The organism is Streptomyces sp. NPDC058985, from assembly GCF_042740985.1.
Classification (GTDB): Bacteria; Actinomycetota; Actinomycetes; order Streptomycetales; family Streptomycetaceae; genus Streptomyces.
Genome location: NZ_JBHYJX010000014.1, coordinates 68,631 through 92,596 on the forward strand (window position 1 = coordinate 68,631; position 23,966 = coordinate 92,596).

At 70.4% G+C, this 23,966-nt stretch carries 19 protein-coding genes, 1 tRNA gene and 3 pseudogenes; 15 read left to right on the top strand and 8 right to left on the bottom strand.

Annotated elements, in window-relative coordinates; all coding sequences use genetic code 11:
• Nucleotides 1-23: 23 nt before the first annotated feature.
• A pseudogene (locus ACFW01_RS15375) lies at nucleotides 24-329 on the bottom strand (hypothetical protein); the annotation flags it as partial.
• A gap of 178 nt (nucleotides 330-507) precedes the next feature.
• Here ACFW01_RS15375 and ACFW01_RS15380 point away from each other — a divergent pair.
• Nucleotides 508-911: pseudogene (locus ACFW01_RS15380) on the top strand (site-specific integrase); the annotation flags it as partial.
• Between the two features lie 34 nt (nucleotides 912-945).
• On the opposite strand, the gene ACFW01_RS15385 reads toward ACFW01_RS15380, so the two are convergent.
• Nucleotides 946-1,323, bottom strand: coding sequence for a metalloregulator ArsR/SmtB family transcription factor (locus ACFW01_RS15385; RefSeq protein WP_234956639.1), 378 nt, complete (start codon nucleotides 1,321-1,323; stop codon nucleotides 946-948).
• Nucleotides 1,324-1,417: 94 nt separating this feature from the next.
• Between ACFW01_RS15385 and ACFW01_RS15390 the strand changes: the two genes are divergently transcribed.
• Together ACFW01_RS15390 and ACFW01_RS15395 are read left to right on the top strand one after the other, a co-directional pair.
• The gene (locus ACFW01_RS15390; RefSeq protein WP_384503974.1) at nucleotides 1,418-3,394 is read left to right on the top strand and encodes a heavy metal translocating P-type ATPase; all 1,977 of its coding nucleotides are present in this window, start codon (nucleotides 1,418-1,420) and stop codon (nucleotides 3,392-3,394) included.
• Complete coding sequence (locus ACFW01_RS15395) at nucleotides 3,391-3,807, top strand: (2Fe-2S) ferredoxin domain-containing protein (RefSeq protein ID WP_384503976.1); 417 nt, start codon at nucleotides 3,391-3,393, stop codon at nucleotides 3,805-3,807. Before ACFW01_RS15390 ends, ACFW01_RS15395 begins: the two co-directional genes overlap by 4 nt.
• A 352-nt stretch (nucleotides 3,808-4,159) precedes the next feature.
• Here the strand turns inward: ACFW01_RS15395 and ACFW01_RS15400 are convergent.
• Nucleotides 4,160-4,582 (bottom strand): annotated as a pseudogene (locus ACFW01_RS15400) (DUF1707 domain-containing protein).
• A gap of 302 nt (nucleotides 4,583-4,884) precedes the next feature.
• Nucleotides 4,885-4,958: transfer RNA gene (locus ACFW01_RS15405), tRNA-Gly, on the bottom strand.
• Between the two features lie 525 nt (nucleotides 4,959-5,483).
• On the opposite strand from ACFW01_RS15405, the gene dcd reads away from it, so the two are divergent.
• Both dcd and ACFW01_RS15415 read left to right on the top strand, forming a co-directional pair.
• Nucleotides 5,484-6,059 (top strand): dCTP deaminase, encoded by a 576-nt coding sequence (gene dcd / locus ACFW01_RS15410; protein WP_064728971.1) that lies wholly within the window; start codon nucleotides 5,484-5,486, stop codon nucleotides 6,057-6,059.
• A 37-nt stretch (nucleotides 6,060-6,096) separates the two neighbouring features.
• Nucleotides 6,097-6,606 carry a phosphoribosyltransferase gene (locus tag ACFW01_RS15415; RefSeq protein WP_234956641.1) on the top strand — a complete coding sequence of 170 codons (510 nt, stop codon included), beginning with the start codon at nucleotides 6,097-6,099 and terminating at the stop codon, nucleotides 6,604-6,606.
• Between the two features lie 44 nt (nucleotides 6,607-6,650).
• Here the strand turns inward: ACFW01_RS15415 and ACFW01_RS15420 are convergent, their stop codons facing one another.
• Nucleotides 6,651-7,676: a hypothetical protein gene (locus ACFW01_RS15420; protein ID WP_384503978.1), complete on the bottom strand. Its 1,026-nt coding sequence runs from the start codon at nucleotides 7,674-7,676 to the stop codon at nucleotides 6,651-6,653.
• A 133-nt stretch (nucleotides 7,677-7,809) separates the two neighbouring features.
• On the opposite strand from ACFW01_RS15420, the gene ACFW01_RS15425 reads away from it, so the two are divergent.
• Nucleotides 7,810-8,466 carry a TetR/AcrR family transcriptional regulator gene (locus ACFW01_RS15425; protein ID WP_234956643.1) on the top strand — a complete coding sequence of 219 codons (657 nt, stop codon included), beginning with the start codon at nucleotides 7,810-7,812 and terminating at the stop codon, nucleotides 8,464-8,466.
• Nucleotides 8,467-8,556: 90 nt separating this feature from the next.
• Here ACFW01_RS15425 and ACFW01_RS15430 read toward each other — a convergent pair whose 3' ends face one another.
• The 3 genes from ACFW01_RS15430 to ACFW01_RS15440 form a co-directional block, all read right to left on the bottom strand.
• The gene (locus ACFW01_RS15430) at nucleotides 8,557-9,564 is read right to left on the bottom strand and encodes a YIP1 family protein (RefSeq protein ID WP_234956644.1); all 1,008 of its coding nucleotides are present in this window, start codon (nucleotides 9,562-9,564) and stop codon (nucleotides 8,557-8,559) included.
• A gap of 91 nt (nucleotides 9,565-9,655) precedes the next feature.
• Nucleotides 9,656-10,885, bottom strand: a complete 1,230-nt coding sequence (locus tag ACFW01_RS15435) for an FG-GAP-like repeat-containing protein (protein ID WP_384503981.1) — start codon at nucleotides 10,883-10,885, stop codon at nucleotides 9,656-9,658.
• A gap of 138 nt (nucleotides 10,886-11,023) precedes the next feature.
• Complete coding sequence (locus ACFW01_RS15440; RefSeq protein ID WP_234959349.1) at nucleotides 11,024-13,306, bottom strand: (Fe-S)-binding protein; 2,283 nt, start codon at nucleotides 13,304-13,306, stop codon at nucleotides 11,024-11,026.
• Between the two features lie 251 nt (nucleotides 13,307-13,557).
• Here ACFW01_RS15440 and ACFW01_RS15445 point away from each other — a divergent pair, with 251 nt between their 5' ends.
• The 9 genes from ACFW01_RS15445 (at nucleotide 13,558) to ACFW01_RS15485 (ending at nucleotide 23,965) form a co-directional block, all read left to right on the top strand.
• Entirely contained in the window at nucleotides 13,558-14,778 is a 1,221-nt protein-coding gene (locus ACFW01_RS15445; protein ID WP_384503983.1) for an MraY family glycosyltransferase, read from the top strand.
• 95 nt (nucleotides 14,779-14,873) lie between these two features.
• Nucleotides 14,874-16,733 carry a molecular chaperone DnaK gene (gene dnaK / locus ACFW01_RS15450; protein ID WP_234959350.1) on the top strand — a complete coding sequence of 620 codons (1,860 nt, stop codon included), beginning with the start codon at nucleotides 14,874-14,876 and terminating at the stop codon, nucleotides 16,731-16,733.
• Complete coding sequence (grpE, locus tag ACFW01_RS15455; protein WP_234959351.1) at nucleotides 16,730-17,407, top strand: nucleotide exchange factor GrpE; 678 nt, start codon at nucleotides 16,730-16,732, stop codon at nucleotides 17,405-17,407. Before dnaK ends, grpE begins: the two co-directional genes overlap by 4 nt.
• A gap of 36 nt (nucleotides 17,408-17,443) precedes the next feature.
• The gene (dnaJ, locus tag ACFW01_RS15460; protein WP_234959352.1) at nucleotides 17,444-18,643 is read left to right on the top strand and encodes a molecular chaperone DnaJ; all 1,200 of its coding nucleotides are present in this window, start codon (nucleotides 17,444-17,446) and stop codon (nucleotides 18,641-18,643) included.
• A gap of 5 nt (nucleotides 18,644-18,648) precedes the next feature.
• The gene (locus tag ACFW01_RS15465; protein ID WP_122616728.1) at nucleotides 18,649-19,104 is read left to right on the top strand and encodes a heat shock protein transcriptional repressor HspR; all 456 of its coding nucleotides are present in this window, start codon (nucleotides 18,649-18,651) and stop codon (nucleotides 19,102-19,104) included.
• 216 nt (nucleotides 19,105-19,320) lie between these two features.
• On the top strand, nucleotides 19,321-20,436 hold the full coding sequence (locus tag ACFW01_RS15470; protein ID WP_234959353.1) for a substrate-binding domain-containing protein: 1,116 nt from the start codon (nucleotides 19,321-19,323) through the stop codon (nucleotides 20,434-20,436).
• Between the two features lie 178 nt (nucleotides 20,437-20,614).
• Nucleotides 20,615-20,995, top strand: a complete 381-nt coding sequence (locus ACFW01_RS15475) for a hypothetical protein (protein ID WP_384503987.1) — start codon at nucleotides 20,615-20,617, stop codon at nucleotides 20,993-20,995.
• A gap of 121 nt (nucleotides 20,996-21,116) precedes the next feature.
• Nucleotides 21,117-21,803 (top strand): ABC transporter ATP-binding protein, encoded by a 687-nt coding sequence (locus tag ACFW01_RS15480; RefSeq protein WP_384503988.1) that lies wholly within the window; start codon nucleotides 21,117-21,119, stop codon nucleotides 21,801-21,803.
• Nucleotides 21,800-23,965: a hypothetical protein gene (locus ACFW01_RS15485; protein ID WP_384503989.1), complete on the top strand. Its 2,166-nt coding sequence runs from the start codon at nucleotides 21,800-21,802 to the stop codon at nucleotides 23,963-23,965. Before ACFW01_RS15480 ends, ACFW01_RS15485 begins: the two co-directional genes overlap by 4 nt.
• Nucleotide 23,966: the final 1 nt, after the last annotated feature.

Consider the following 23,966-nt stretch of genomic DNA (forward strand, 5'->3'; position numbering starts at 1 on the left):
TCCATCGGTGACTCCTTCGAGGCTTTCTCGATGGCCTCGAAGATGTCGCCGTCGGTCTCCTTCTGCCTTCGAGCAGATCGGCCCGGTCAGCGACGTAGCCGGGCTTCGGGTCTTCGAAGTGCTTGTACATCTGCGCGGCTCTTCTGTTCGCGAGTGAGGCGGGAGGCGTGGCGGTCACTGAGGTCGAGGAACTGGCGCACCTGGTCGTGGTCGGCGCCGGCGGCCTGACGTTCCCACGCGGGGGTCTCTTCCCAGGGGGTGACGTAGCCGGGCTGCGGCTCGCCGTGGAAGTGCTTGCGCACCCCGGTGGTCCAAGCCTCGCGGAACAGTCGGGCGCCCTCGAACCGGGACGTGCCTTCCCTCTCGTCGCGTCGTGCACAGTGCGTCGATCTCGGCGTCCAGTTCCGCTACGCGGGCGTCACGGGTAATCACTATGACCACTGTCGTCACGGCATGGATCGCGGTCCCCGCCGGCGTGGCGCCGGGTGCAGCGGGCTTCAGCCTGAGGGCAAGCGCACCGTGTACCTGCCCGGCTTCGTACGGCCGGAGTTGCAGCGGCACCTGCGGTGGTTCACGGAGAAGGAGCGGGACGGCCTCGTCTTCGTCGGGGAGAAGGGGCGCCCTTCCGCCGCTCGACCTTCGGTCGCAAGTGGCGCCGAGCCAGGGAGAAGGCCGGAATGCCGGACAACTTCCGCTTCTACGGCCTCCGGCCCACCGGCAGCACCCTTGCAGCCGACACGGGCACCAAGCCGAAGGACCTCATGGTCCGTGCCGGCCAGTCCTCGGAGTGCGGCCAGCTGATCTACCAGCACCCGACGGCGAAGCACCAGCGTCGGCTGGCCCAGGGGATCGACGCCGAGGTGCGAGGGCGTCTGCGGGAGGCTGCTGACGGGCGGACGGAAGCGATGGAGGGGGAGACGTCGCGGTCGGCTCGGTCCAGTGGGCTCAGTCGGCTGCAGGCACCTGCGCCTGAGCGTCCCGGACGCCCAGGCGCAGGTGTTCCACGTGGTAGAGGGCCTGGTCGAGGAGCTCGGCGACGTGGTTGTCGTAGAGCGCGTAGACGATCGAGCGGCCATGGCGCTCGCCGGTGACGAGTCCGAGGTTCCGCAGCAGGCGGAGCTGGTGGGAGCAGGCGGAGGATTCCATTCCCACGGCCTCCGCGAGCTCGCCCACCGAGCAGGGTCCCTCCTGGAGCCGGGCCAGGATGCGCAACCGCGACGGTGTGGCAAGAGCTTGGAGGGTCGCTGCGACATCGGCGGTTCCCACGGCATCGAGTCGCTCGCGGGTCGTGGCGTTGCTGGCGGTACCGGTTCCGTGCCCCATGGAAACATCGTACCCGCCACACATGAATAACTGTTCATTCATTCCTGTAGGGTGATGATGTTGCCCCGGCCCGTCCGTGAAGGGTTGCTTTGTCATGTCTTCAGTCCTCGACCTGCGGCCCGCGCCGCCCACCGACGCGTCGCCGTCGGCGCCTGAGCGGCGCCGGACGCGGGTGCTGGCGCTGCCGGAGGCCCGGTGGGCGCTGACCGCGCTGGTCCTGTTCCTGGTCGCCCTGCCGCTGGACCTGTTCGGGACGTCGGTCTGGCTGTGGGGACCGATGTATGCCGCCGTCTACGTGACGGGCGGTTGGGAGCCGGGGTGGGAGGGCCTGAAGGCCCTGAAGGACAAGACCCTGGACGTGGATCTCCTGATGGTCGTCGCGGCGCTGGGCGCAGCCGCCATCGGCCAGGTCCTCGATGGTGCGCTGCTGATCGTCATCTTCGCCACGTCTGGCGCCCTGGAAGCACTCGCGACAGCGCGGACCGCCGATTCGGTGCGCGGTCTGCTGGATCTTGCGCCGACCACCGCCACCCGGCTTCTGCCCGGAGGAGAGGAGGAGACCGTCCCGGCCGACTCCCTCACGGCCGGCGACACCATCCTGGTCCGGCCCGGCGAGCGCATCGGTGCGGACGGGCAGGTAATCGTCGGGAACAGCGACGTCGACCAGGCCACCATCACCGGAGAGTCGCTGCCCGTGGCCAAGGAGGCGGGGGACGAGGTGTTCGCCGGCACCGTGAACGGCACCGGAGCCCTGCGCGTCCGCGTCGAACGGGATCCCGCGGACTCGGTGATCGCCCGGATCGTGAAGATGGTCGAGGAAGCCTCCGAGACAAAGGCTCCCACCCAGCTGTTCATCGAGAAGGTCGAGCAGCGGTACTCGATCGGCATGGTCGTCGCCACGCTGGCCGTCTTCGCCATCCCGCTCGCCTTCGGCGACGAACTGCAGTCGGCCCTGCTTCGCGCGATGACGTTCATGATCGTCGCCTCGCCCTGCGCGGTGGTGCTGTCCACGATGCCGCCGCTGCTGTCCGCCATCGCCAACGCCGGCCGACACGGCGTCCTCGCGAAGTCAGCCGTCGTGATGGAGCGCTTGGGGCAGATCGACGCCGTCGCCCTGGACAAGACCGGCACCCTTACCGAGGGCACTCCCCGCGTCGCCGACATCCGGCCCGCGCCGGGCTCCGGCCTGGACGAGAACACGCTGCTGGCGACGGCAGCGGCGGCCGAACTTCCCAGCGAGCACCCTCTGGCCCGTGCCGTCGTCCAGGCGGCGCGCGAACGCGGCCTTGCCCTCGCCGACGCGGCCGGCTTCACCTCCGAGCCAGGCGCCGGCGTCACCGCCACCGTCGACGGCCAGTTGGTCCAGGTCGGTTCCCCGGCCCGCCTCGCCCCCGACCGTGACGCGGAAACCGGCAGTACGGTGCGGACGCTCGAAGACCAGGGGCAGACCGCCGTACTCGTGCTGCGCGACGGCCTCCCCGCCGGAGTGCTGGGTATCTCCGACCGGCTCCGCCCCGACACGAAGGCCACGGTGGCGGCCCTCACCGCACTCACCGGCCGGCCTCCGGTCCTCCTGACGGGCGACAACGAGCGCGCCGCCGGCCACCTCGCCGCCGAAGTCGGGATCACTGACGTCCGCGCCGGGCTCCTCCCGCAGGACAAGGTGACCGCCGTCCGGACGTGGGAGTCCGAAGGACGCCGGGTGCTGGTCGTCGGCGACGGAGTCAACGACGCCCCGGCTCTGGCCGCGGCCCATACCGGCATCGCGATGGGCAAGGCCGGCTCCGATCTCGCACTCGAGACCGCCGACGCGGTCGTCGTCCGCGACGAGCTCGCGACCGTCCCCGCCATCGTGGACCTGTCCCGCAGGGCCCGCCGCCTGGTCGTACAGAACCTGGTCATCGCCGGGATCTTCATCACCGCGCTCGTGGCCTGGGACCTCATCGGCACCCTTCCGCTGCCGCTGGGCGTGGCGGGCCACGAGGGTTCCACCGTCATCGTCGGTCTGAACGGTCTCCGCCTGCTGCGCGAGGGCGCGTGGACGAACAGCCTCGGCAAGGACAACACGTGAGCCGGCGTACCCGCCGCGATCGCGCGTCCTCTCCCGCCAGCGCCGCCCGGTGCACGGTCACCGTCTGCCGGGGCTGCTGCTGCGGCACCGCGGCCAAGGTTCCGCGCTTGGACCACGAGGCCCAACTCGCGGACGTCCGCTCCGCACTGGGGGACATCGAGGCAGTCCGGCGCACCGACTGCCTCGACGCGTGCGAGCGTGCCAACGTCATCGTCATCCAGCCCTCCGCCGAAGGACGCAAAGCCGGAGGCCGACCGGTCTGGCTCGGCCAGGTCAACGATCCCGGCGCCGCAGCCGACATCACGACCTGGGTCAAGGAGGGCGGCCCCGGCCTGGCCGAGCCACCCAGCATCCTCGACCTGTACGCCTTCCAGCCTTCACTCCGCGTCCGCGCCGAACTGCACGACGAGTAGCGATGCTCTGGCCCCCTCGGCCGTATCTCCCAGCGAGGTCTGGTCGGCTCATCGGGGGCAGACCGGGATGACCCGGCGGGATCACGACGCCTACATGAGCGGCGCGACGCAGGCGCGCGGTCGCACGATGGAGAATCCCGTCTCCTTCGAAGAGCCGGTGACGCTCAGTGCGCTGCGCTCCGCCGGGTCCTTTCATCCTCCGCAGAGCTATCGATGCTGAAGGGCGACGACCTTCAACAGGTGGCCATGGCGGGGCCTGCCGTGGGCACGGCTCTCCGCGAGGCACTGGGAGGCCTGGCGCCTGCCCAGTGCTGCGCTCGCCGCCGGCGGGGCCGAAGCGCCGGATGGGGCTTCAGCGCAGGGCGTGGCGGATCTTCAAACGTCCGTAGCCCATGACCCCGGAGATCCGAATCGTCGGCCCGCCAGGCCGGGGAGGTTGTAGCGCAGGTCCTTCCATCCCATGCTCAAGCCTTCGACGTCAGCTGTCGCGTCACAAGGCACCGTGATCCTGGCCCCGCCGGTTCCGAGTTGTAGCTCGATGTCGACGACCGGGTGCTGGAGGGCCGCCCGGAACAGGTCCAGGCGCACCCTTGCATACGCTGACCCGACCTTGAGGACCCGAGGTACCCGCCAGGCTGAGCACCTGGTGGAGGTGCTCGTCCAACGCCTCGTGTGGGATGAGTCCTTCCGTGTACGTCTCCTGCAGGCGTCGCACGGCTGCTTCGAGGTCGTCTTCGCCGATCAGTGACGGCGATCCTTCCGGTAAGGAGGTCACGGGGTTCACCGTACTGCCGAGTCGGCGAGGTCAACCCGTCAAGGCATGCCCGGAGGTCGGGCGCCACCTGTCCCGCACCCCCCTTTGCGTATGCGTCTTGGTGATCTTTGCGTAACTGTGGCGCGGGGTCACACGCATTGCGTCGCGCGATGGTGGGACGCGGGGTCAGGTCGATGCCTGCTGGAGCGTCCGAATGGCGCTGGTGCGACAGCCTGGACTCGACTTGGGGCACGCAGAGGGCACGTCCCCCTGATTGGGAAGACAACAAGTAAGGCCCAGGTGCGTGACCTGGGCCTTCTTCATGGAGCGGGTGACGAGAATCGAACTCGCGCTCTCAGCTTGGGAAGCTGATGTTCTACCATTAAACTACACCCGCGTAAGACGCCGACCATGGTCGGTGCCTGGACGCTCGCTCACTCTACCCCATCGCTGGCCCCCGGTGTTCCCGCCGCGGGGTCGCCGGTCGTGCCGGGGGGTGGGATGCGGCTGCGGGCGGGCCGAGTTGGCGCGTACGGTGGGGGCGTTGGAGAGGGTGTGCGTGAGGGCGGAGTGCCGCCTGGAGAGTCGTCTCTTTCATCCCGTACTGTGGCTTTTGTCGTCAGGGTAGACAGCCAGACGCGGCTCTTGGGGAAGGGACTTGAAGGACTTGATGGAGCGCACCACCGTCGTCCGCTGTGCCGATGGGCACGTGTTCACCGCCGCCTCGTTCCCGATGCAGCAGGCCGAGCGACTCGGCCCCGGCAGGCTCGTCCGATGTCCGCGGTGTGCGCGGCTGCGGAGTGCCGTGCCGGTGGGTTCGCAGGAGCGGTAGCGGGAGACCCGGGGGCTGCCCCGGGCAGGATCGGGCGCGCGGCGCGGCGGCGGTTGTCGCAGCTCCGCGCGCCTTGCGTATCCTCGGTGCGTGCTTCTCTCAGACAAGGACATCCGGGCCGAGATCGACTCCGGGCGGGTGCGGATCGATCCGTTCGACGACTCCATGGTGCAGCCGTCGAGCATCGACGTGCGCCTCGACCGCTACTTCCGGGTGTTCGAGAACCACCGGTACCCGCACATCGACCCCTCCGTCGAGCAGGTGGATCTGACCCGGCTCGTGGAGCCGGAGGGCGACGAGCCGTTCATCCTGCACCCCGGCGAGTTCGTGCTGGCCAGTACGTACGAGGTCGTCTCGCTGCCCGATGATCTCGCCTCGCGGCTGGAGGGGAAGAGCTCGCTCGGGCGGCTCGGCCTCGTCACGCACTCCACCGCCGGGTTCATCGACCCCGGGTTCTCCGGGCACGTGACGCTCGAGCTGAGCAACCTCGCGACCCTGCCCATCAAGCTGTGGCCGGGGATGAAGATCGGGCAGCTCTGCATGTTCCGGCTCACGTCGCCGGCCGAGCACCCGTACGGGAGCGAGCGGTACGGGTCCCGCTACCAGGGGCAGCGGGGGCCCACCGCCTCCCGCTCCTTCCTCAACTTCCATCGGACCCAGGTGTGAACCCGGGCATGAACCCAGGTATGAGCAGGACGCGCGCATGAGTGATGTTCGGGAAAATCTGACCTACGAGCAGTTCGGCGTCGCCGTGCGCGAACTCGCCCAGACGATCGCGGACGACGGGTACGAGCCGGACATAGTGCTCTCCATCGCCCGCGGTGGGGTCTTCGTGGCGGGCGGGCTGGCCTACGCGCTGGACTGCAAGAACATCCACCTCGTGAACGTCGAGTTCTACACGGGGGTCGGGACCACGCTCGACATGCCGGTCATGCTCGCGCCGGTCCCCAACATCATCGACTTCTCCGACAAGAAGGTCCTGATCACCGACGACGTCGCCGACACCGGCAAGACGCTGAAGCTGGTGCGGGACTTCTGCCTCGACACCGTCGCAGAGGTCCGCAGCGCGGTGATCTATGAGAAGTCGCACTCGCTCGTCCAGTGCGAGTACGTGTGGAAGCGGACCGATGAGTGGATCAACTTCCCGTGGAGTGTCCTGCCTCCCGTGCACAGGTCCGGAACGGCCCCGAGGGAGAACAGGGAAGCCCTCTGACCTGAGATCGTCGATCCCGGCGTGGCCACCGCGCACGGAGCCTGTCACCTCCGATACCGCTGTGCCACTGCCGTGAAGGCGGCCTTGGGTTCCCATTCCATGTCGGGGTAGGTCTGCCCCCGGCGCCCTTCGAGGAGTTTGACGATGCCCAGGCCGGCCCGGTCCAAGTCGTCCCTGGGGTCGCCGTCCGGGCGGTGCGGGTAGCCGGGCAAGGCGAACAAGAACACGAACGCGCTGTCCACGCCCTCGGTCTCGAAGATCTCCAGCAGTTCACTCAGATACGCGGCCTGGCCGGCCTCGTCACGCTCGTACGTGTCGTTCAGCCGTACCGGGGCCTTGGTCGTCGGGTCGTGCTCGACCACTTCCAGCACCCGCCCTCCACGGTCTCCAGCGCCTCGGTAGGCCGCAGTGCCGAACCCGGTGATGGCGAGCGGCTTCGGGCCTTGGGTCAGGGTGCGCACCGCGTCCCGGAAGCGGTCGGCGACCTCGGCGGAGCGGATCAGCTCGAACGTCACCATGTCGAACGGGGTCCAGTCGACCTGCTCGAACTGGATGGCCGCGTAGGTGAGCCTGCCCCGGAAGCTCTCGCGGACCGTGGCCGCGGCCTCACGGAGAAACGCGTTCATCCGTACGCCGAGCTCGCGCATCGCTTCGCCCCGCCGCTCGGGTTGACGCATCAGATGCTCAACCCGCTCCTCGGGGCTCTCTCCGGACAGGAACCCGCGGTTCATCACGCTCAGCTCGACCCCTGCGACGAACACGACCGCGGCCCCCTGGTGCCGGATCCGTTCCGCCCGCTCGGCGCAGTCCCGGAGGAGCGTGAGGATCTGCTCCGGATCCAGCTCCAGCGGATAGGGCGAGAACCAGATCTCCAGGCCGAGGTCGGCTGCGGCACCTGCGGCCAGCTCCAGTCGGTCCGGGTCGCCGCCGATGATCTGGACCGCGTTGCAGTGGAGTTCGTCGCGGATGATGGCGAGCTCTCGCCGTACCACTCCGGGGTCGAAGTGCTCGTGGGACACCTGGCCGTCCATGACGAACCCGGTGTCGTAGGCGATTCCCCTGGCGCGCATGGTGACGTCCTCTCTGCCGGTCTCGGGAGGGTTGAGACTGACAGTAAATATGCGTGCCCGCAAGTTTGCGTGCGAGTAAATGTGCGGGCGCGTAACTTTTCGCGTACGCAGGTCCGTATGGAACCCTGGCGTCGTGACGACACCACCACCGGGGCTGCGGGAGCGGAAGAAGCAGGCCACGCGCGAGGCGCTGCGCGAGGCGGCCCTGCGCCTGGCCATGGAGCGCGGACCGGATCAGGTGCGAGTCGAGGACATTGCCGAGGCGGCCGGGGTCTCACCGCGCACCTACAACAACTACTTCGCCAGCCGCGAGCAGGCGATCGTCTCCGTTGTCACCGCGGACCGGGAGGCGCGCACCGCGGCGGCGGTCGCGGCCCGGCCCGCTGGAGTGCGCCTGGCTGACGCCGTCACCGAAGCACTGGTCGAGCAGTACACGAACATCGGCGAGCGCGAACACCAGGCGCTGCTGTTGATCACCACCCGGACCGCGCTGCGCGACGCGTTCCTCGACAGCGTCGCCGGCATCGAGTCCCCTCTCGCGGCGGTGATCGCCGAACGCCTGGGTGACGTCGAAGCGCCCACAGCCCGCGTCCTTGCGGCAAGCGTGGCAGCGGCAGTGCGCATCGCGTTGGAGGGCTGGCTCCAGCCGACCGGGAACGCGGGGGCCGGCGGGAGTTCCGGCGTCGGAGGACTGGTCGTGCCCTCCGGCTCACTGCCCGGCCGGCTCCGCGCGGCACTGGCGCCGCTCGCGCCCGCGTTCGACGCCGCGGAGCGACGCACCCAGCCGTGAAGTCCACCCGACTGGGGCTGGGGCGGCTGCTGGGCGAACCCCTGAAACCTGGTCAGCCGAGGGCCCTGCGCACGCACGCGGGCGGACCGGCTAGAACGTCCCCAGCTTCACGATCGACAGCAGCGCGATCAGCTGGATCGCCGACGCGCCCAGCGCCTTCGGCCAGGGCAGGTCGTGGGAGCGGGTGACCATCAGGGTCAGCAGGGCGCCGGCCGCGATCCAGGTGGCCCAGCCCAGGATCTGGACGAAGGGCGCGTCGCCGCCGGCGAACAGGGCGACGACCAGGCGCGGGGCGTCCGTGATGGACATGATCAGCATGGAGAGGCCGACCGTGGGCTGCCACGCGCCGTCGCCGCCGAGCTGGCGGGCCAGCGTGTGGGTGACCACGCCCAGGACGAACGCGCTCAGGACCATCGCCACGGCCGTCGTCAGGACGATCGGGACCGCGTTCGACAGGGTGGCGTTGATCGCCTCCTCGCGGGCGCCGTCGAAGCCGAAGACCGCCAGCAGGCCGTAGAGGAACGTCACGATGAGCGCCGGGGCCCACATCGCGTAGTCCCGCATCTGGAGGAAGGTCTGGTTGGGGGCGAGGACGACGCCCCTCAGCAGGTCCTTCCAGTGCAGGCGCGGGCCGACCGGGCCGGGGGCCGGGGCGGAGCCGGCGCGGTAGGTGTCGCCCTGGTTGTAGGGGTCGTCGACCGTGAACGCCTGGGTGTGGCCCGGGTTGTTGGCGGCGTACGGGTCGTACGGGGCCTGGCCGCCGGGCCCGCCCGGGTGGTGGCCGCCGTCGCCGAAGTACTCCGGCTCTCCGTGGCCGCCGCCGTGCGCCTGGGGCCACGGCGAGCCGCCCGGTCCGGGGCCGCCACCCCCGTACGGCTGCTGCGGGTACGGCTGCCGAGGCGCCGCCTGGCCGCCGTACGGCGGTCCCTGGGGCGCCTGCTGTCCGTACGGTGGGCGTTGCGGTCGCGCGTTTGGAGCGCCGTTGTCCCGGCCGCGTCCGATCCTGAATCCAGCCACGCCTTCGAACGTACCTGGTCCCGGAGAGTGACGTGCGGGGCCCGGCCATTCGGGGGACCCTTTGCGGCCGAGCTGTGACATCCCCTACGGGAGCCGGCCGGGGCGTCCCTTAGGGGCCCGTACGCGGCACGGCCGTACGCGGCACCCAGGGGACGCCCCGGCGGTCCGGCTGTCAGCACAGCGCGGTGAAACCCCACCAGCCGTCGTTGACGCGCCACGCCTTTTCGAGGCGGCCGTCACCGCGGCCCAGGTAGGCGAGCTGCCAGCCGGCGTTGTCCGACCAGCCGTCCAGCACGTAGTCCTCGTTGGTGACGGCGAGCAGGTCGGGAGCGTCCGAGCCGTTGAAGTCGCCGACCGAGACCAGATGCTCCATGACGTTCCAGCCGCCGGTGCCGATCAGCTTGCGGGTGCCGAGGCCGCCGGTGCCGGTGCCCGGGTAGAGCCAGAGCCTGCCGGTGGACGCCTCGCGTGCGTAGAGGTCGGGGTGGCCGTCGCCGTTTGTGTCGCCCATGCCGACCAGGGCGTTCATGGCGTTCCAGCCGCCGGTGCCGATCAGCGTGCGGGAGCCGAGGGTGCCGGTGGAGGTGCCCGGATAGAGGTAGAGCCTGCCGGTGGACTTCTCGGCGGCGACCAGGTCGGCGCGGCCGTCGCCGGTGAGGTCGCCGAAGGCGGTGACGTGGCGCATGCCGTTCCAGCCGCCGGTGCCGATCAGCTTGCGGGTGCCGAGGCCGCCGGTGCCGGTGCCCGGGTAGAGCCAGAGCCTGCCGGTGGACGCCTCCCTGGCGATGACGTCCTCGCGGCCGTCACGGCTGAAGTCCCCGTGCCGGGTGAGGGCGTTCATGGTGTTCCAGCCGCCGGTCCCGACGATGCGGCCGGTGCCGTCGCCCGAGGTGAACCAGAGGCGCCCCGCCCGGTCGCGGCTGATGACGTCGGCCCTGCCGTCGTCGTCCATGTCGCCGAAGCCCAAGGAGGCGGAGTTGGGGGTCGCCACCCAGTCCGGGTGGTCGCGCACGTTGCACTCGTGCGGGTCCTGGACGAAGCTGATCGAGCGGATCACGCTGCGGTTTTCCCCGTAGTACGCCCATCCCTCCCCCTCCGGGCGTTCCACCCACCAGAGGTAGCTCGACCTGTCGTAGTTCCGCTCGCCGTAGAGGCACGCGTCGGCGCTCTTGCGATTGGTGTACGAGTGGATGTCGTCGGCCCAGCGGCCCAGGTCCGCGACGTTCTTGTTCGTCTTCCACATCTTGCCGTCGGCGTCATCGCCGGTCCAGCCGCAGAAGTAGCCCTTGGGGCAGTCGTCCACGTGCGCTGCGGCCCCGGCGGCGTTGACGACGCTCAGGCCGGAGCCGGCCAGTACCAGGCCGGCGAGTGTGGCGACGGCCCGGTTCCATCGGTTCGCCATGCTGTTGTTTCCCCTCCCTGTGTTGCGGAGGCACCCTAGCCGGGCCGCGCAAGGTCCGTGATCCCGGCCTGGGAAAGGGGGCGGCCCCCGACCGCTGGGTCGGGGGCCGTGGGGCCTGGGACTGCGGTGCCGTGAGGGCTACTTCACCGGCTCCGGCGTCGGCTCGCTCTCGGTCTCCGGCTCGCCCGCCGGGTCGGCCGGGGTCTTCACGGAGTCCAGCAGCAGCTGGGCGACGTCGACGACCTGGATGGACTCCTTCGCCTTCCCGTCGTTCTTCTTGCCGTTGACCGAGTCGGTCAGCATGACGAGGCAGAACGGGCAGGCGGTGGAGACGATGTCCGGGTTGAGGGACAGGGCCTCGTCGACGCGCTCGTTGTTGATGCGCTTGCCGATCCGCTCCTCCATCCACATCCGCGCGCCGCCGGCGCCGCAGCAGAAGCCGCGCTCCTTGTGGCGGTGCATCTCCTCGTTGCGGACGCCCGGGACGGCGGCGATGATCTCGCGCGGCGGCGTGTAGATCTTGTTGTGCCGGCCCAGGTAGCACGGGTCGTGGTACGTGATGATGCCCTCGACCGGCGTGACCGGGAGCAGCTTGCCCTCGTCGACGAGGTGCTGGAGCAGCTGGGTGTGGTGGATGACCTCGTAGTCGCCGCCGAGCTGCGGGTACTCGTTGCCCAGGGTGTTGAGGCAGTGCGGGCAGGTGGCGACGATCTTCTTGGCCGACTTGGGCTTCTTCGACTCCTCGGTGACCTTGCCGTCGTCGTCCATCTCCTCGCCGAAGGCGGCGTTGAGGGACATGACGTTCTCCATGCCCAGCTCCTGGAAGAGCGGCTCGTTGCCGAGGCGGCGGGCGGAGTCACCGGTGCACTTCTCGTCGCCGCCCATGATCGCGAACTTGACGCCCGCGATGTGCAGCAGTTCGGCGAAGGCCTTGGTGGTCTTCTTGGCGCGGTCCTCCAGGGCGCCGGCGCAGCCGACCCAGTAGAGGTACTCGACCTCGGTGAGGTCCTCGATGTCCTTGCCGACGACCGGGACCTCGAAGTCCAGCTCCTTGAGCCACTCCAGGCGCTGCTTCTTCGCCAGGCCCCAGGGGTTGCCCTTCTTCTCCAGGTTCTTGAGCATCGTGCCCGCCTCGGACGGGAACGCCGACTCGATCATGACCTGGTAGCGGCGCATGTCGACGATGTGGTCGACGTGCTCGATGTCCACCGGGCACTGCTCGACGCAGGCGCCGCAGGTGGTGCAGGACCACAGGACGTCCGGGTCGATGACGCCGTTCTCCTCGAGGGTGCCGATCAGCGGGCGCTCCGCCTCGGCCAGCGCGGCGGCCGGAACACCGGCCAGCTGCTCCTCGGACGCCTTCTCCTCGCCCTCCATCGTCTTGCCGCCGCCGGCCAGCAGGTAGGGGGCCTTGGCGTGCGCGTGGTCGCGCAGGGACATGATCAGGAGCTTGGGGGAGAGCGGCTTGCCGGTGTTCCAGGCGGGGCACTGCGACTGGCAGCGGCCGCACTCGGTGCAGGTGGAGAAGTCCAGCAGGCCCTTCCAGGAGAACTGCTCGACCTGGGAGACGCCGAAGGTGTCGTCGTCGCCGGGGTCGGTGAAGTCGATCGGCTTGCCGCCCGAGGTCATCGGCAGCAGGGCGCCCAGCGCGGTGCCGCCCTTCGCGTCGCGCTTGAACCAGATGTTCGGGAAGGCCAGGAAGCGGTGCCAGGCGACGCCCATGTCGGTCTTCAGGGCGACGGTGATCATCCAGATGAACGAGGTCGCGATCTTCAGGCCGGCGAAGAGGTAGACGAGGTTCTGGAGGGTGGAGACGTCCAGGTCCCCGAGCGCGGAGACGACCGGGTACGAGATGAAGAACGATGCCTCGTAGCCGTCGACGTGGTGGAGGGCGCCCTCCAGCGCGTGCAGCATGAAGATGCAGACGCCGACGATGAGGATGACGGCCTCGACGAAGTACGCCTGGCCGAAGTTGGAGCCGGCGAAGCGGGACTTGCGGCCCGGCTTGTCCGGCCGGCTCAGCTGGCGGATCACGATCAGGACGAGGATGCCGAGCACCGTCATGGTGCCGATGAACTCGACGAAGACGTTGTACGGCGCCCAGTCGCCGATGACCGGCAGGATCCAGTCCGCCTCGAAGAGCTGTCCGACCGCGTTGACGATCGTCAGGAGCAGGGAGAAGAAGCCCACCGCCACGAACCAGTGCGCCACCCCGACGATGCCCCAGCGGTTCATCCGGGTGTGGCCGAGGAACTCCCGGACCACGGTGACGGTGCGCGCTGCGGGATCGTCGGTCCGCGTGCCGGCCGGCACCGGCTGTCCGAGCCGCATGTAGTTGACGATCTGCAGGACGGCGCGGCCGAACAGTGCGACGCCGACCACGATCAGGACCAGCGACACGATGATCGCGGCGAGTTGCATTTGGGGGCTCCTCGGGCCTGCGAGGTTGCGAGGGGATCGTTATTACTAAGCGGTAACTTAATCAGTCTGTCCGAGACTACCCCGATCCTGAGCCGCACTGTAGTCGGACGTGCGGTGATCTGCGTCGCTGAGGCAACCCTGACCCAGGTCGGTCACCGGCCCGGGCGCAGGGTCGGCCGCCCGCCCCGGCGCCACGCCGTAACGGGCGCGCAATTCATAGCAAAACGTGATATCCGGCATAGCTTATCCCCGTGCTCTACGGGATCGCCGCCGCCACCGCCTCGTTTCTCCTCGCCGCTCTCCTCGCCGGGGTGCTGCGCGCACCCGCCCTCTCCCTCGCCCTCGTCGACCGGCGCCGCCGGCGGCCGGTCCCGCTCTCCGGCGGGGTGGCCGTCGCCCTGGTCACCGCGCTGGCCGCCTGGGCCGGGGACTGGACCGGCGTCGTGCCGCTCGGCTCCGCCGCCGGCCGGCTGCTCCTCGGCGCGTCCGCCGTCGGTGTCCTCGGCCTCGCCGCCGACGTCTGGCGGCTGCGGCGGCGCTGGGTGCTCGCCGGTACGGCCGTCGCGGCGGCGTGCGTCGTGCCGTACGGCGAGACGGGGCCGATGGCCGGGGTGCTCGCCGTGGGATGGATCACGCTGGTCGCCTCCGCCTTCCGGGGGCTGGACCACGCCGACGGGGTGGCCGGCACGGTGGGGGTCGTGACCGCCTTCGGGGTCGCCGCCTGTGCCGCGGCGGAGCTGCGCGACGGGCTGGCGGTGGCGCTGCTCGCGCTGGCCGCCGCGCTGACCGGACTGCTGCTGCACAACTGGCATCCCGCGCGGATCGCGCTCGGTGCGTGCGGGGCGCTCTTCGCAGGGTTCCTGCTGGCCGGGTCCGCCGTGTTCACCCGCGCGGGCAGCGCACCCGCGAGCGGCGCGGCGGTGCTGTTCGCGCTGAGTGTGCCGGTCTGCCTGGACGCCGTACTCGTCCTGCTCTCGCGCCTGCTGGCCGGGCGGCCGGCGCTGCGGGGCGGGCCCGACCATCTCGCCCACCGGCTGCGCCGGCTCGGGCTCACTCCGCAGGGCGCCGCGGTGGCCGTCGGCGGGGCGTCGTGCGGGGCGGTGCTCGTGGGTGTGCTCGTGCACACGGGGCGGCTGGACGCGGCGGCGGTGTGGTGGGTGGCGGGCGGTGCGGCCGCCGCGCTGGCGGGACTGCTGCGGGTGCGGGTGTACGGGCCGCGGTGCGGGGCAGGGGCGGCAGGGGTGCCGGGACAGGCGCCCGGACGGCCCCGGACGCGGGTGCCGGCGGAGGGGCCGGTGTCCGGTCGGCCGCAGGCGCGGGTGCGGCGGCCGCGTACGGAGTCCCAGGTGCCTCCCGAGGCGGTCGGACCCCCTAGGGGTGCATCCTCCCGGGGGTCGATTTTCCCGGTTCGTCAGGCCACGCGTACCGAAGAAGCGCAGGTCAGCGCCCCATTGCGTGTAAGGAACGGATAAGAGTTGAGTCGGATCGACTCACCTACGTTGACCGCACGAAGGCCGTCATGCACACTTGAGCCTGTTCCACTCAAGTCAGCTGGAGGTTATTCACCATGGCACGTGCGGTCGGCATCGACCTGGGCACGACTAATTCCGTCGTCAGCGTTCTGGAGGGCGGCGAGCCCACCGTCATCACCAACGCCGAGGGCGCCAGGACCACGCCGTCCGTCGTCGCCTTCGCCAAGAACGGTGAGGTGCTGGTCGGCGAGGTGGCCAAGCGCCAGGCGGTCACGAACGTCGACAGGACCATCCGGTCGGTCAAGCGCCACATGGGCACCGACTGGAAGATCAACCTGGACGGCAAGGACTTCAACCCGCAGCAGATCAGCGCCTTCGTGCTGCAGAAGCTGAAGCGGGACGCCGAGTCCTACCTGGGCGAGAAGGTGACCGACGCGGTCATCACCGTCCCGGCGTACTTCAACGACGCCGAGCGCCAGGCCACCAAGGAGGCCGGCGAGATCGCGGGCCTGAACGTCCTGCGCATCGTCAACGAGCCGACCGCCGCCGCGCTGGCGTACGGCCTCGACAAGGACGAGCAGATCATCCTCGTCTTCGACCTCGGTGGCGGCACCTTCGACGTCTCGCTGCTGGAGATCGGCGACGGCGTCGTCGAGGTGAAGGCCACCAACGGTGACAACCACCTCGGTGGTGACGACTGGGACCAGCGTGTCGTCGACTACCTGGTGAAGCAGTTCCAGGCCGGCCACGGCGTGGACCTGTCCAAGGACAAGATGGCCCTCCAGCGCCTGCGCGAGGCCGCCGAGAAGGCCAAGATCGAGCTGTCCTCGTCCACCGAGACCTCGATCAACCTGCCCTACATCACCGCCTCCGCCGAGGGCCCGCTGCACCTCGACGAGAAGCTCACCCGGGCGCAGTTCCAGCAGCTGTCGGCCGACCTCCTGGAGCGCTGCAAGACGCCGTTCCACAACGTCATCAAGGACGCCGGCATCCAGCTGTCCGAGATCGACCACGTCGTCCTCGTCGGCGGCTCGACCCGTATGCCGGCCGTCGCCGAGCTGGTCAAGGACCTGACCGGCGGCAAGGACGCCAACAAGGGCGTCAACCCGGACGAGGTCGTCGCCATCGGCGCCGCCCTGCAGGCCGGTGTCCTCAAGGGCGAGGTCAAGGACGTCCTGCTCCTCGACGTCACCCCGCTGTCCCTCGGTATCGAGACCAAGGGCGGCATCATGACCAAGCTGATCGAGCGGAACACGACGATCCCGACGAAGCGTTCGGAGATCTTCACCACCGCCGAGGACAACCAGCCCTCCGTGCAGATCCAGGTCTACCAGGGCGAGCGCGAGATCGCGGCGTACAACAAGAAGCTCGGGATGTTCGAGCTGACCGGTCTGCCCCCGGCGCCCCGCGGCGTCCCGCAGATCGAGGTCGCCTTCGACATCGACGCCAACGGCATCATGCACGTGACCGCGAAGGACCTCGGCACGGGCAAGGAGCAGAAGATGACCGTCACCGGCGGCTCCTCGCTGCCGAAGGACGAGGTCGACCGGATGCGCCAGGAGGCCGAGAAGTACGCGGAGGAGGACCACGCCCGCCGCGAGGCCGCCGAGTCCCGCAACCAGGGCGAGCAGCTCGTCTACCAGACGGAGAAGTTCCTCAAGGACAACGAGGACAAGGTCCCCGGCGAGATCAAGACCGAGGTCGAGGAGTCCGTCGCCGAGCTGAAGGAGAAGCTCAAGGGCGAGGACACCGCCGAGATCCGCACCGCCACGGAGAAGGTCGCCGCCGTCTCGCAGAAGCTGGGCCAGGCCATGTACGCCGACGCCCAGGGCGCGCAGGCCGCCGGCGGCGAGGCCCCGGGCGCCGGTGCCACCGCCGGTGACGGCGACAAGGCCGACGACGACGTCGTCGACGCCGAGATCGTGGACGACGAGCGCAAGGACGGTGCCGCGTGACGGAGGAGACCCCGGGCTTCGACGAGAAGCCCGACGTCCCCTCCGGCGCCAGCCCTGACGACGCCGAGCCGAAGGCCGCCGCCCCCTCCGCGGAGGAGGGCGCGGCCCCGGCCGGGGACGCGAGCGAGAACGCGGGCCTGGTGGCCCAGCTGGACCAGGTGCGCACCGCGCTCAACGAGCGCACGGCGGACCTCCAGCGGCTCCAGGCCGAGTACCAGAACTACCGCCGCCGCGTGGAGCGGGACCGCGTCGCGGTCAAGGAGGTCGCCGTCGCGAACCTCCTGACCGAGCTGCTCCCGATGCTGGACGACATCGGCCGCGCCCGGGAACACGGGGAGCTGGTCGGTGGCTTCAAGTCCGTCGCGGAGTCGCTGGAGACGGTCATCGCCAAGATGGGCCTCCAGCAGTTCGGCAAGGAGGGCGAGCCCTTCGACCCGACGATCCACGAGGCCCTGATGCACTCCTACGCACCGGACGTCACCGAGACGACCTGCGTGGCGATCCTGCAGCCGGGGTACCGGATCGGCGAGCGCACCATCCGCCCCGCGCGGGTGGCCGTCGCCGAGCCGCAGCCCGGCGCGCAGACCGTCAAGCCGGCCGAGGAGAGCACCGAGGCCGAGGACGGCCCCGACGCCGCGGAGAACAAGGAGAGCGGTGGCCCGGAGGAGGGCTGACGTCAGTAATCGAAGCGGGAAGGAGGGACGTCGGGGATGAGCACCAAGGACTTCATCGAGAAGGACTACTACAAGGTCCTCGGCGTCCCCAAGGACGCCACCGAGGCCGAGATCAAGAAGGCGTACCGGAAGCTCGCCCGCGAGTACCACCCGGACGCCAACAAGGGGAACGTCAGGGCGGAGGAGCGCTTCAAGGAGATCTCCGAGGCCAACGACATCCTCGGTGACTCCAAGAAGCGCAAGGAGTACGACGAGGCCCGCGCCCTCTTCGGCAACGGCGGTTTCCGTCCGGGGCCGGGCGCGGGCGGCGGCGGCACCTTCAACTTCGACCTGGGCGACCTCTTCGGAGGCGGCGCCCAGGGCGGGGGCCAAGGGGGCGGCGCCGGCGGCTTCGGCGGCGGCCTCGGGGACGTGTTCGGCGGCCTGTTCAACCGCACCGGTGGCGGTCCCGGCACCGGCACGCGGACCCAGCCGCGGCGCGGCCAGGACATCGAGTCCGAGGTCACGCTGAGCTTCACGGAGGCCATCGAGGGCGCCACGGTGCCGCTGCGGATGTCCTCGCAGGCGCCCTGCAAGGCCTGTTCGGGCACCGGCGACAAGAACGGCACACCGCGCGTGTGCCCGACCTGCGTCGGCACCGGCCAGGTCGCGCGGGGCTCCGGCGGCGGCTTCTCGCTCACCGACCCGTGCCCGGACTGCAAGGGCCGCGGCCTGATCGCCGAGGACCCCTGCGACGTCTGCAAGGGCTCCGGACGCGCCAAGTCCTCGCGGACGATGCAGGTCCGCATCCCGGCCGGGGTGTCGGACGGGCAGCGCATCCGGCTGCGCGGCAAGGGCACGCCGGGCGAGCGGGGCGGACCGGCGGGCGACCTGTACGTGGTCGTGCACGTCAAGGAGCACTCCGTCTTCGGCCGCAGGGGCGACAACCTCACGGTCACCGTCCCCGTCACCTACACCGAGGCGGCCCTCGGCGGCGAGGTGCGGGTGCCGACCCTGGGCGGTCCGCCCGTCACGCTGAAGCTTCCGCCGGGCACGCCCAACGGGCGCACCATGCGGGCCCGCGGCAAGGGCGCGGTCCGCAAGGACGGCAGCCGGGGCGACCTCCTGGTCACCGTCGAGGTGAGTGTTCCGAAGGACCTGACGGGGAAGGCTCGTGACGCGCTGGAGGCGTATCGCGAGGCGACCGCGGACGAGGATCCGCGGGCGGAGTTGTTCCAGGCCGCGAAGGGAGCTTGATGGGGATGGACGGTCGTCGACGCAACCCGTATGAACTGACCGAGGAGACCCCGGTCTACGTCATCTCGGTGGCGGCCCAGCTCTCCGGTCTGCACCCGCAGACCCTGCGCCAGTACGACCGCCTCGGCCTGGTCTCCCCGGACCGCACGGCCGGGCGCGGCCGGCGCTACTCGGCCCGCGACATCGAGCTGCTCCGCCAGGTGCAGCAGCTGTCGCAGGACGAGGGCATCAACCTGGCCGGAATCAAGCGCATCATCGAACTGGAGAACCAGGTCGCCGCGCTCCAGGCCCGAGTCGCGGAGATGGCCGACGCCCTCGACGGGGCGGCGACGGCCATGCGCCAGCGCGAGGCGGCGGTGCACGCGTCGTACCGCCGTGACCTGGTCCCTTACCAAGAGGTACAGCAGACCAGCGCCTTGGTCGTGTGGCGTCCCAAGCGCCATGGCCAGACCTCGGACTGACCTCGGTCCGGCAGGCGGCACAAGGGCGGACGGCATCGACAGCCCCGGAGGTCCGATCGGACCTCCGGGGCTTGTTCACAACGGTGCTGTCTCATTGGTCTAGTACTTCTTGACGATTTGGTGAAGACAGCGTTGGCTTCCTTCACCAGGGGGACCAGGAGGACCAGGGGTCACCTGGGTCACCGACAACACCCGTGTGTTCGGAAGGTAAGCGCAGTGAGCAGCCGTGCCCGTCGTACCGCCATATCCGTGGCCGCGTCCGTGATGACGCTCTCGCTGGCCTCCTGCGGCGTCCTGGGCGCCTCGGACAGCAGTGGCGAGGCGAGCCCGACCAAGGGCAACGACATCACCGTCGGCCTGCTGCTGCCGGAGAAGGCGAACACGCGCTACGAGCAGTTCGACTACCCCTTCTTCAAGGCGAAGGTCGGCGAGCTCACGAACGACGCGGGCAACGTCAAGTACGCCAACGCCGAGGCGAGCGCGTCGAAGCAGACCGAGCAGATGCAGCAGATGATCGACGACAAGGTCGACGTGATCGTGCTGGACGCGGTCGACTCGCAGTCCATCGGGGACGGCGTGCAGAAGGCCAAGGACGCCGGCATCCCGGTCATCGCCTACGACCGGCTGGCCGAGGGCCCGATCGACGCGTACATCTCCTTCGACAACGAGCTGGTCGGCGAGGTGCAGGGCCGCTCCCTGCTCGACGCGCTCGGCGGCGCGGACAGCTCCGACAAGATCGTCATGATGAACGGCTCGCCCACCGACCCGAACGCCAAGCAGTTCAAGGCCGGCGCGATGTCCGAGCTGAACGGCAAGGTGACGATCGCCCAGTCCTTCGACACCAAGGACTGGAAGCCGGAGAACGCCGAGGCGAACATGACCGAGGCGATCGGGAAGATCGGCAAGGACAACATCGCGGGCGTCTACTCCGCCAACGACGGCATGGCGGGCGGCGTCATCAAGGCCCTGGAGGACGCGGGCGTCACCGACCTGCCGCCGATCACCGGCCAGGACGCGGAACTCTCCGCGGTCCAGCGGATCGTCACCGGCGAGCAGTACATGAGCGTCTACAAGTCCTACCCGCAGGAGGCCGAGAACGCCGCGGAGATGGCCGTGGCGCGGGTCCAGGGCCGGGACATCCAGTTCGACGCCCTCGCCCGCGACAAGGTCGACAGCCCCACCCACAAGGGCATCCCCGCCCAGCTCGTCCCCGTCGTCGCCCTCACCCAGGGCAACATCGACGAGACGGTGATCGCGGACGACTTCTACAAGGTCAGCGACATCTGCACGGCGAAGTACGCGGACGCCTGCGGGGAGATCGGGCTGAAGTAGGCGGTCCCCCCCCGGCAGGGCGGGGGGCGCGTCCACACCCCCCAGCGGGTGGATTCTCCTCCCGTTCGTCCCCGAGCAGTCTGGGAGCCACAGGAAACGCACGGCTCTCCACGGTGCGTTTCCCTCCCTGCCGCCTGTCGCGGCACGGGCACTCCGTCAGACGAGGGGACACACTTCAGTGAACATCAGAATCGCTCGACGGCTCGGGGTCGGGGCCATCGCCGCCCTGGCCCTGAGCACGGCGACGCCCGCCTTCGCGTACGAGATCGGCCCGCACTCCTACAGCGGCGAGCTCCGTTTCTGGACCGAGGGCAATCGCTCGATCATGAACATCAAGGACACGGGTTCCAGCCACTGGGTGAAGGCGGAGTACTACCGGGTGGCCCACTCGGGCACCAAGCTGACCCTGTGGAACAAGAACGGCCCGAACGGTCCGTCCGACAACGACGGCAACAGGGGCACCGTCGAGAGCAGCAGGGCCTCCGAGATCTACAAGGCCCGCGGCACGGTGTCCCGCAACAACCTGCCCGACTGGCACACCAGTTGGTACTCGGGCTGACGCAGTTCCGCCCACGCAGCCCGACCACTGCCTGACCGAGGGGCCGACCCGGCCCCTCGGTCAGGCATGCGTGGTCCGCGACGTACACCTCGAGTGATCCCCCCGACCAAGGGAGCTCCGCGTGACCTCAACCCCCCGTCCCCCTGTTCTGCGGCTCAGTGAGGTGGTCTACGGCGTGTCCGGCCGGAGTCTGCTCGCCGGTGCCGATCTCACCGTTCCGCCGGGTGCTTCCGTCTCCGTGATGGGGCCGTCCGGGAGCGGGAAGTCGACCCTGCTGATGTGCGTCATGGGGCTGATACGCCCGCAGTCGGGTCGCGTGGAGGTCGTGGGGCAGGACGTGACCCGGCTGTCCGCGCGGGCCCTCGCCGCGCATCGGCGGCGCCACGTGGGCATGGTCTTCCAGTTCGGCGAGCTGCTGCCCGAGCTGACCCCGGTGGAGAACGTGATGATCGCGAGCCTGCTCGCCGGGGAGGCGGTGACCGACGCACGCTCCCGCGCCGAGTCGCTGCTCACCCGCCTCGGTGTGCCCCGGGCCGCGGCCACGCGGGACCTGTCCGGCGGCGAGAGGCAGCGCGTCGCTGTGGGGCGCGCCCTGGTCAACACCCCCGGGCTGCTGCTGGCCGACGAGCCGACCGGAGCGCTGGACGGCGAACAACGGGAGTCCGTGGCGGACCTGTTGTTCAGTACCCCGCGCGAACACGGGTGTGCCCTGGTGGTGGTGACGCACGACCCGTCGGTGGCCGGTCGCGCCGACGTTCGGCTGCACCTGCACGAGGGGCGCCTGGTCCAGGCCCGGGAGGTGCGGTGAACGGGGCCGCTCTGCGGGGGCAGTTGCTGCGCATGGGGCGAGCCGCGTCCGGGACGGCGGAAGCGGGCCGCATCCGGTACTTCGCGCTCTTCGCGGCCACCACCGTGGCCGTCCTCACCGTCTGCGGATTCCTGCTCGCGGTGTCCTCCTTCGACGGCAGGACCGAGCGCAGCCAGGCCCGTTGGCCCCAGACCGCCGACAACGGCTCCGCCACGCTCCTGTGGCGGGCGACGCTGGCGAGCGCCGGCGACCGCCAGTACGACGTGGTCTACATAGAGCCCCTGACCCCGCGTGCGCCCCTGCCACCCGGCCTGAACGACTGGCCGGAGCCCGGACAGGCCGTGCTCTCCCCGGCCCTGAAGGCGGCCGGGCCCCAGGTCCGCCGCGAATACGGCCGGAGCGTCGGCACCATCGCCCCGGACGGCCTGGAGTCGCCGAGCGAGTACTTCGCCTACGTACGGCCGACGCAGGAGCGACTGGACGCCGAGAACATGACCAGGGCCTCGGGATTCGGCGTCTCCTGGACGCCGTCGCTCGGTGAGCACATGTACAACTTCGGGCCGAAGGAGTTCCACTGGGCCTATCTCGCGATGGTGGGCCTTCCCGCCGGCCTGTTCGTCGTGATCGCCGCCAGGGTCGGCGCCGCGGCCCGGGACCGGCGGACCGCGGTCCTCACCGCGCTGGGCGCCTCGGCCACCGCCCGGGCCTGGTTCTCCGTGGGCGAGGCGTTCCTTCCCGTGGCGCTCGGGGCGTCGGCCGCGGCCGTGACGGTCGCCCCCGTACTCCTCACCGACGTGCCGCTGCCCGTCGTCGACTTCGTGCTGTACGAACCGGACGCCCGCGCCGCGCTCCCCGGCCTGGTGGGCGCCGTGCTGGGCGCACCCCTCGCGGTGCTGGCCGCGGTGGTACTGCTCCAGCCGCGCCACCGGCCGGGCGGCTCGACCCGGCCCGTGGCCGCCGGTCGGCGTCGCGAGTGGATGCTGTGGCTGTTCCCCGTGGCGCTCTTCGGCACGGTCCGGGGCACCGACCTGGCTCCGTACGATCTCCGCCTGCCGGTCCTGGCGGCCGGAAGTGTGATCACCATCGCCCTGCTGCCCGGAGTGGCCGGCGCGGTGGTGGCGGCGACCGGGCCCTCACTGGCCCGATTGGGCGCCGCGCGCGGGCGGGTGGGCATGCTGGTCGCGGGCCGGCGGCTGGCGGCGGGCGCGCGCCCGGTGGCCCGGCTGGTGGCGGCGGTGGTCATCGCGATCGGGCTGGCCGCGCAGGGCCAGATCGCGATCAGCCTGTTCACGGACATGAGCGACCGGGTCGACGCGGTGGAGGACCACCTCGGCACCAGCGTCCTGCACGTGTCGACGACCCTCTCCACGGCCACCGCCGACGTGGCGGCCTTCGAACGGGATCTGGGGACGGGAGTGCACGCACTTACCATGACGAGGGATCCCCGGTCGGGGCGGATCGACCTCGTCGCGGACTGCCCGGTCTGGCGGGACCTGGGCGTCACGTGTCCGACCGCGGCCCCCGCCGAACTGCGCACCCGGCACGCCGGTCTGGCCCGTGCGGCGGAGCTGGAGCGGTCCGTCGGGGCACACCTCTACGCCCGTAGGGGCGACGTGACCAAGACCGTCCGTACAGCCGAGGAAGCGGCCATGGTGGTCCTGGCCCGGGACGGACGGCAGTTGTCGCTGCCACGGGTGCACCAGGCCGCCAACGCGCACGTGGCGATGGCGACGGACGTCCAGGTCTTCGCGATGGCGGGCACCTTCGGCGGCAGTGGCGAGGGCGTCGCGGCCCAGCGGTGGCTGGAGCTGCTCTCCGTGGCGGGCGTCCTGGTGATCGTGGTGGTGGCGGGGGTCGGCTCGGTCGCCCAGTTCGTCCGGACCGGCCGCGAACTGGGGCCGGTCTCGGTGCTGAGCGGCAACGGCCGCGTCTACTACGCAGTCTCCGGCTGGTCCCTCCTGGCGCCGACCGCCTTCGCGGTGTGCGCGGCCGTCGCCGTGACGTGGTACGTGACCACACCGCTGATGGCCGACTCCGCCGACCGGCTGTCCGCGCTGTCGGCGGTGGGCGCGGCCGGTCTGGCGTGCGCCGCGGTGATGGCGTGGTGGGGCGCCAGAACGGCCTCCGCCGCGGGACTGGCGTGGCGCCCGCGCAACGACTGAG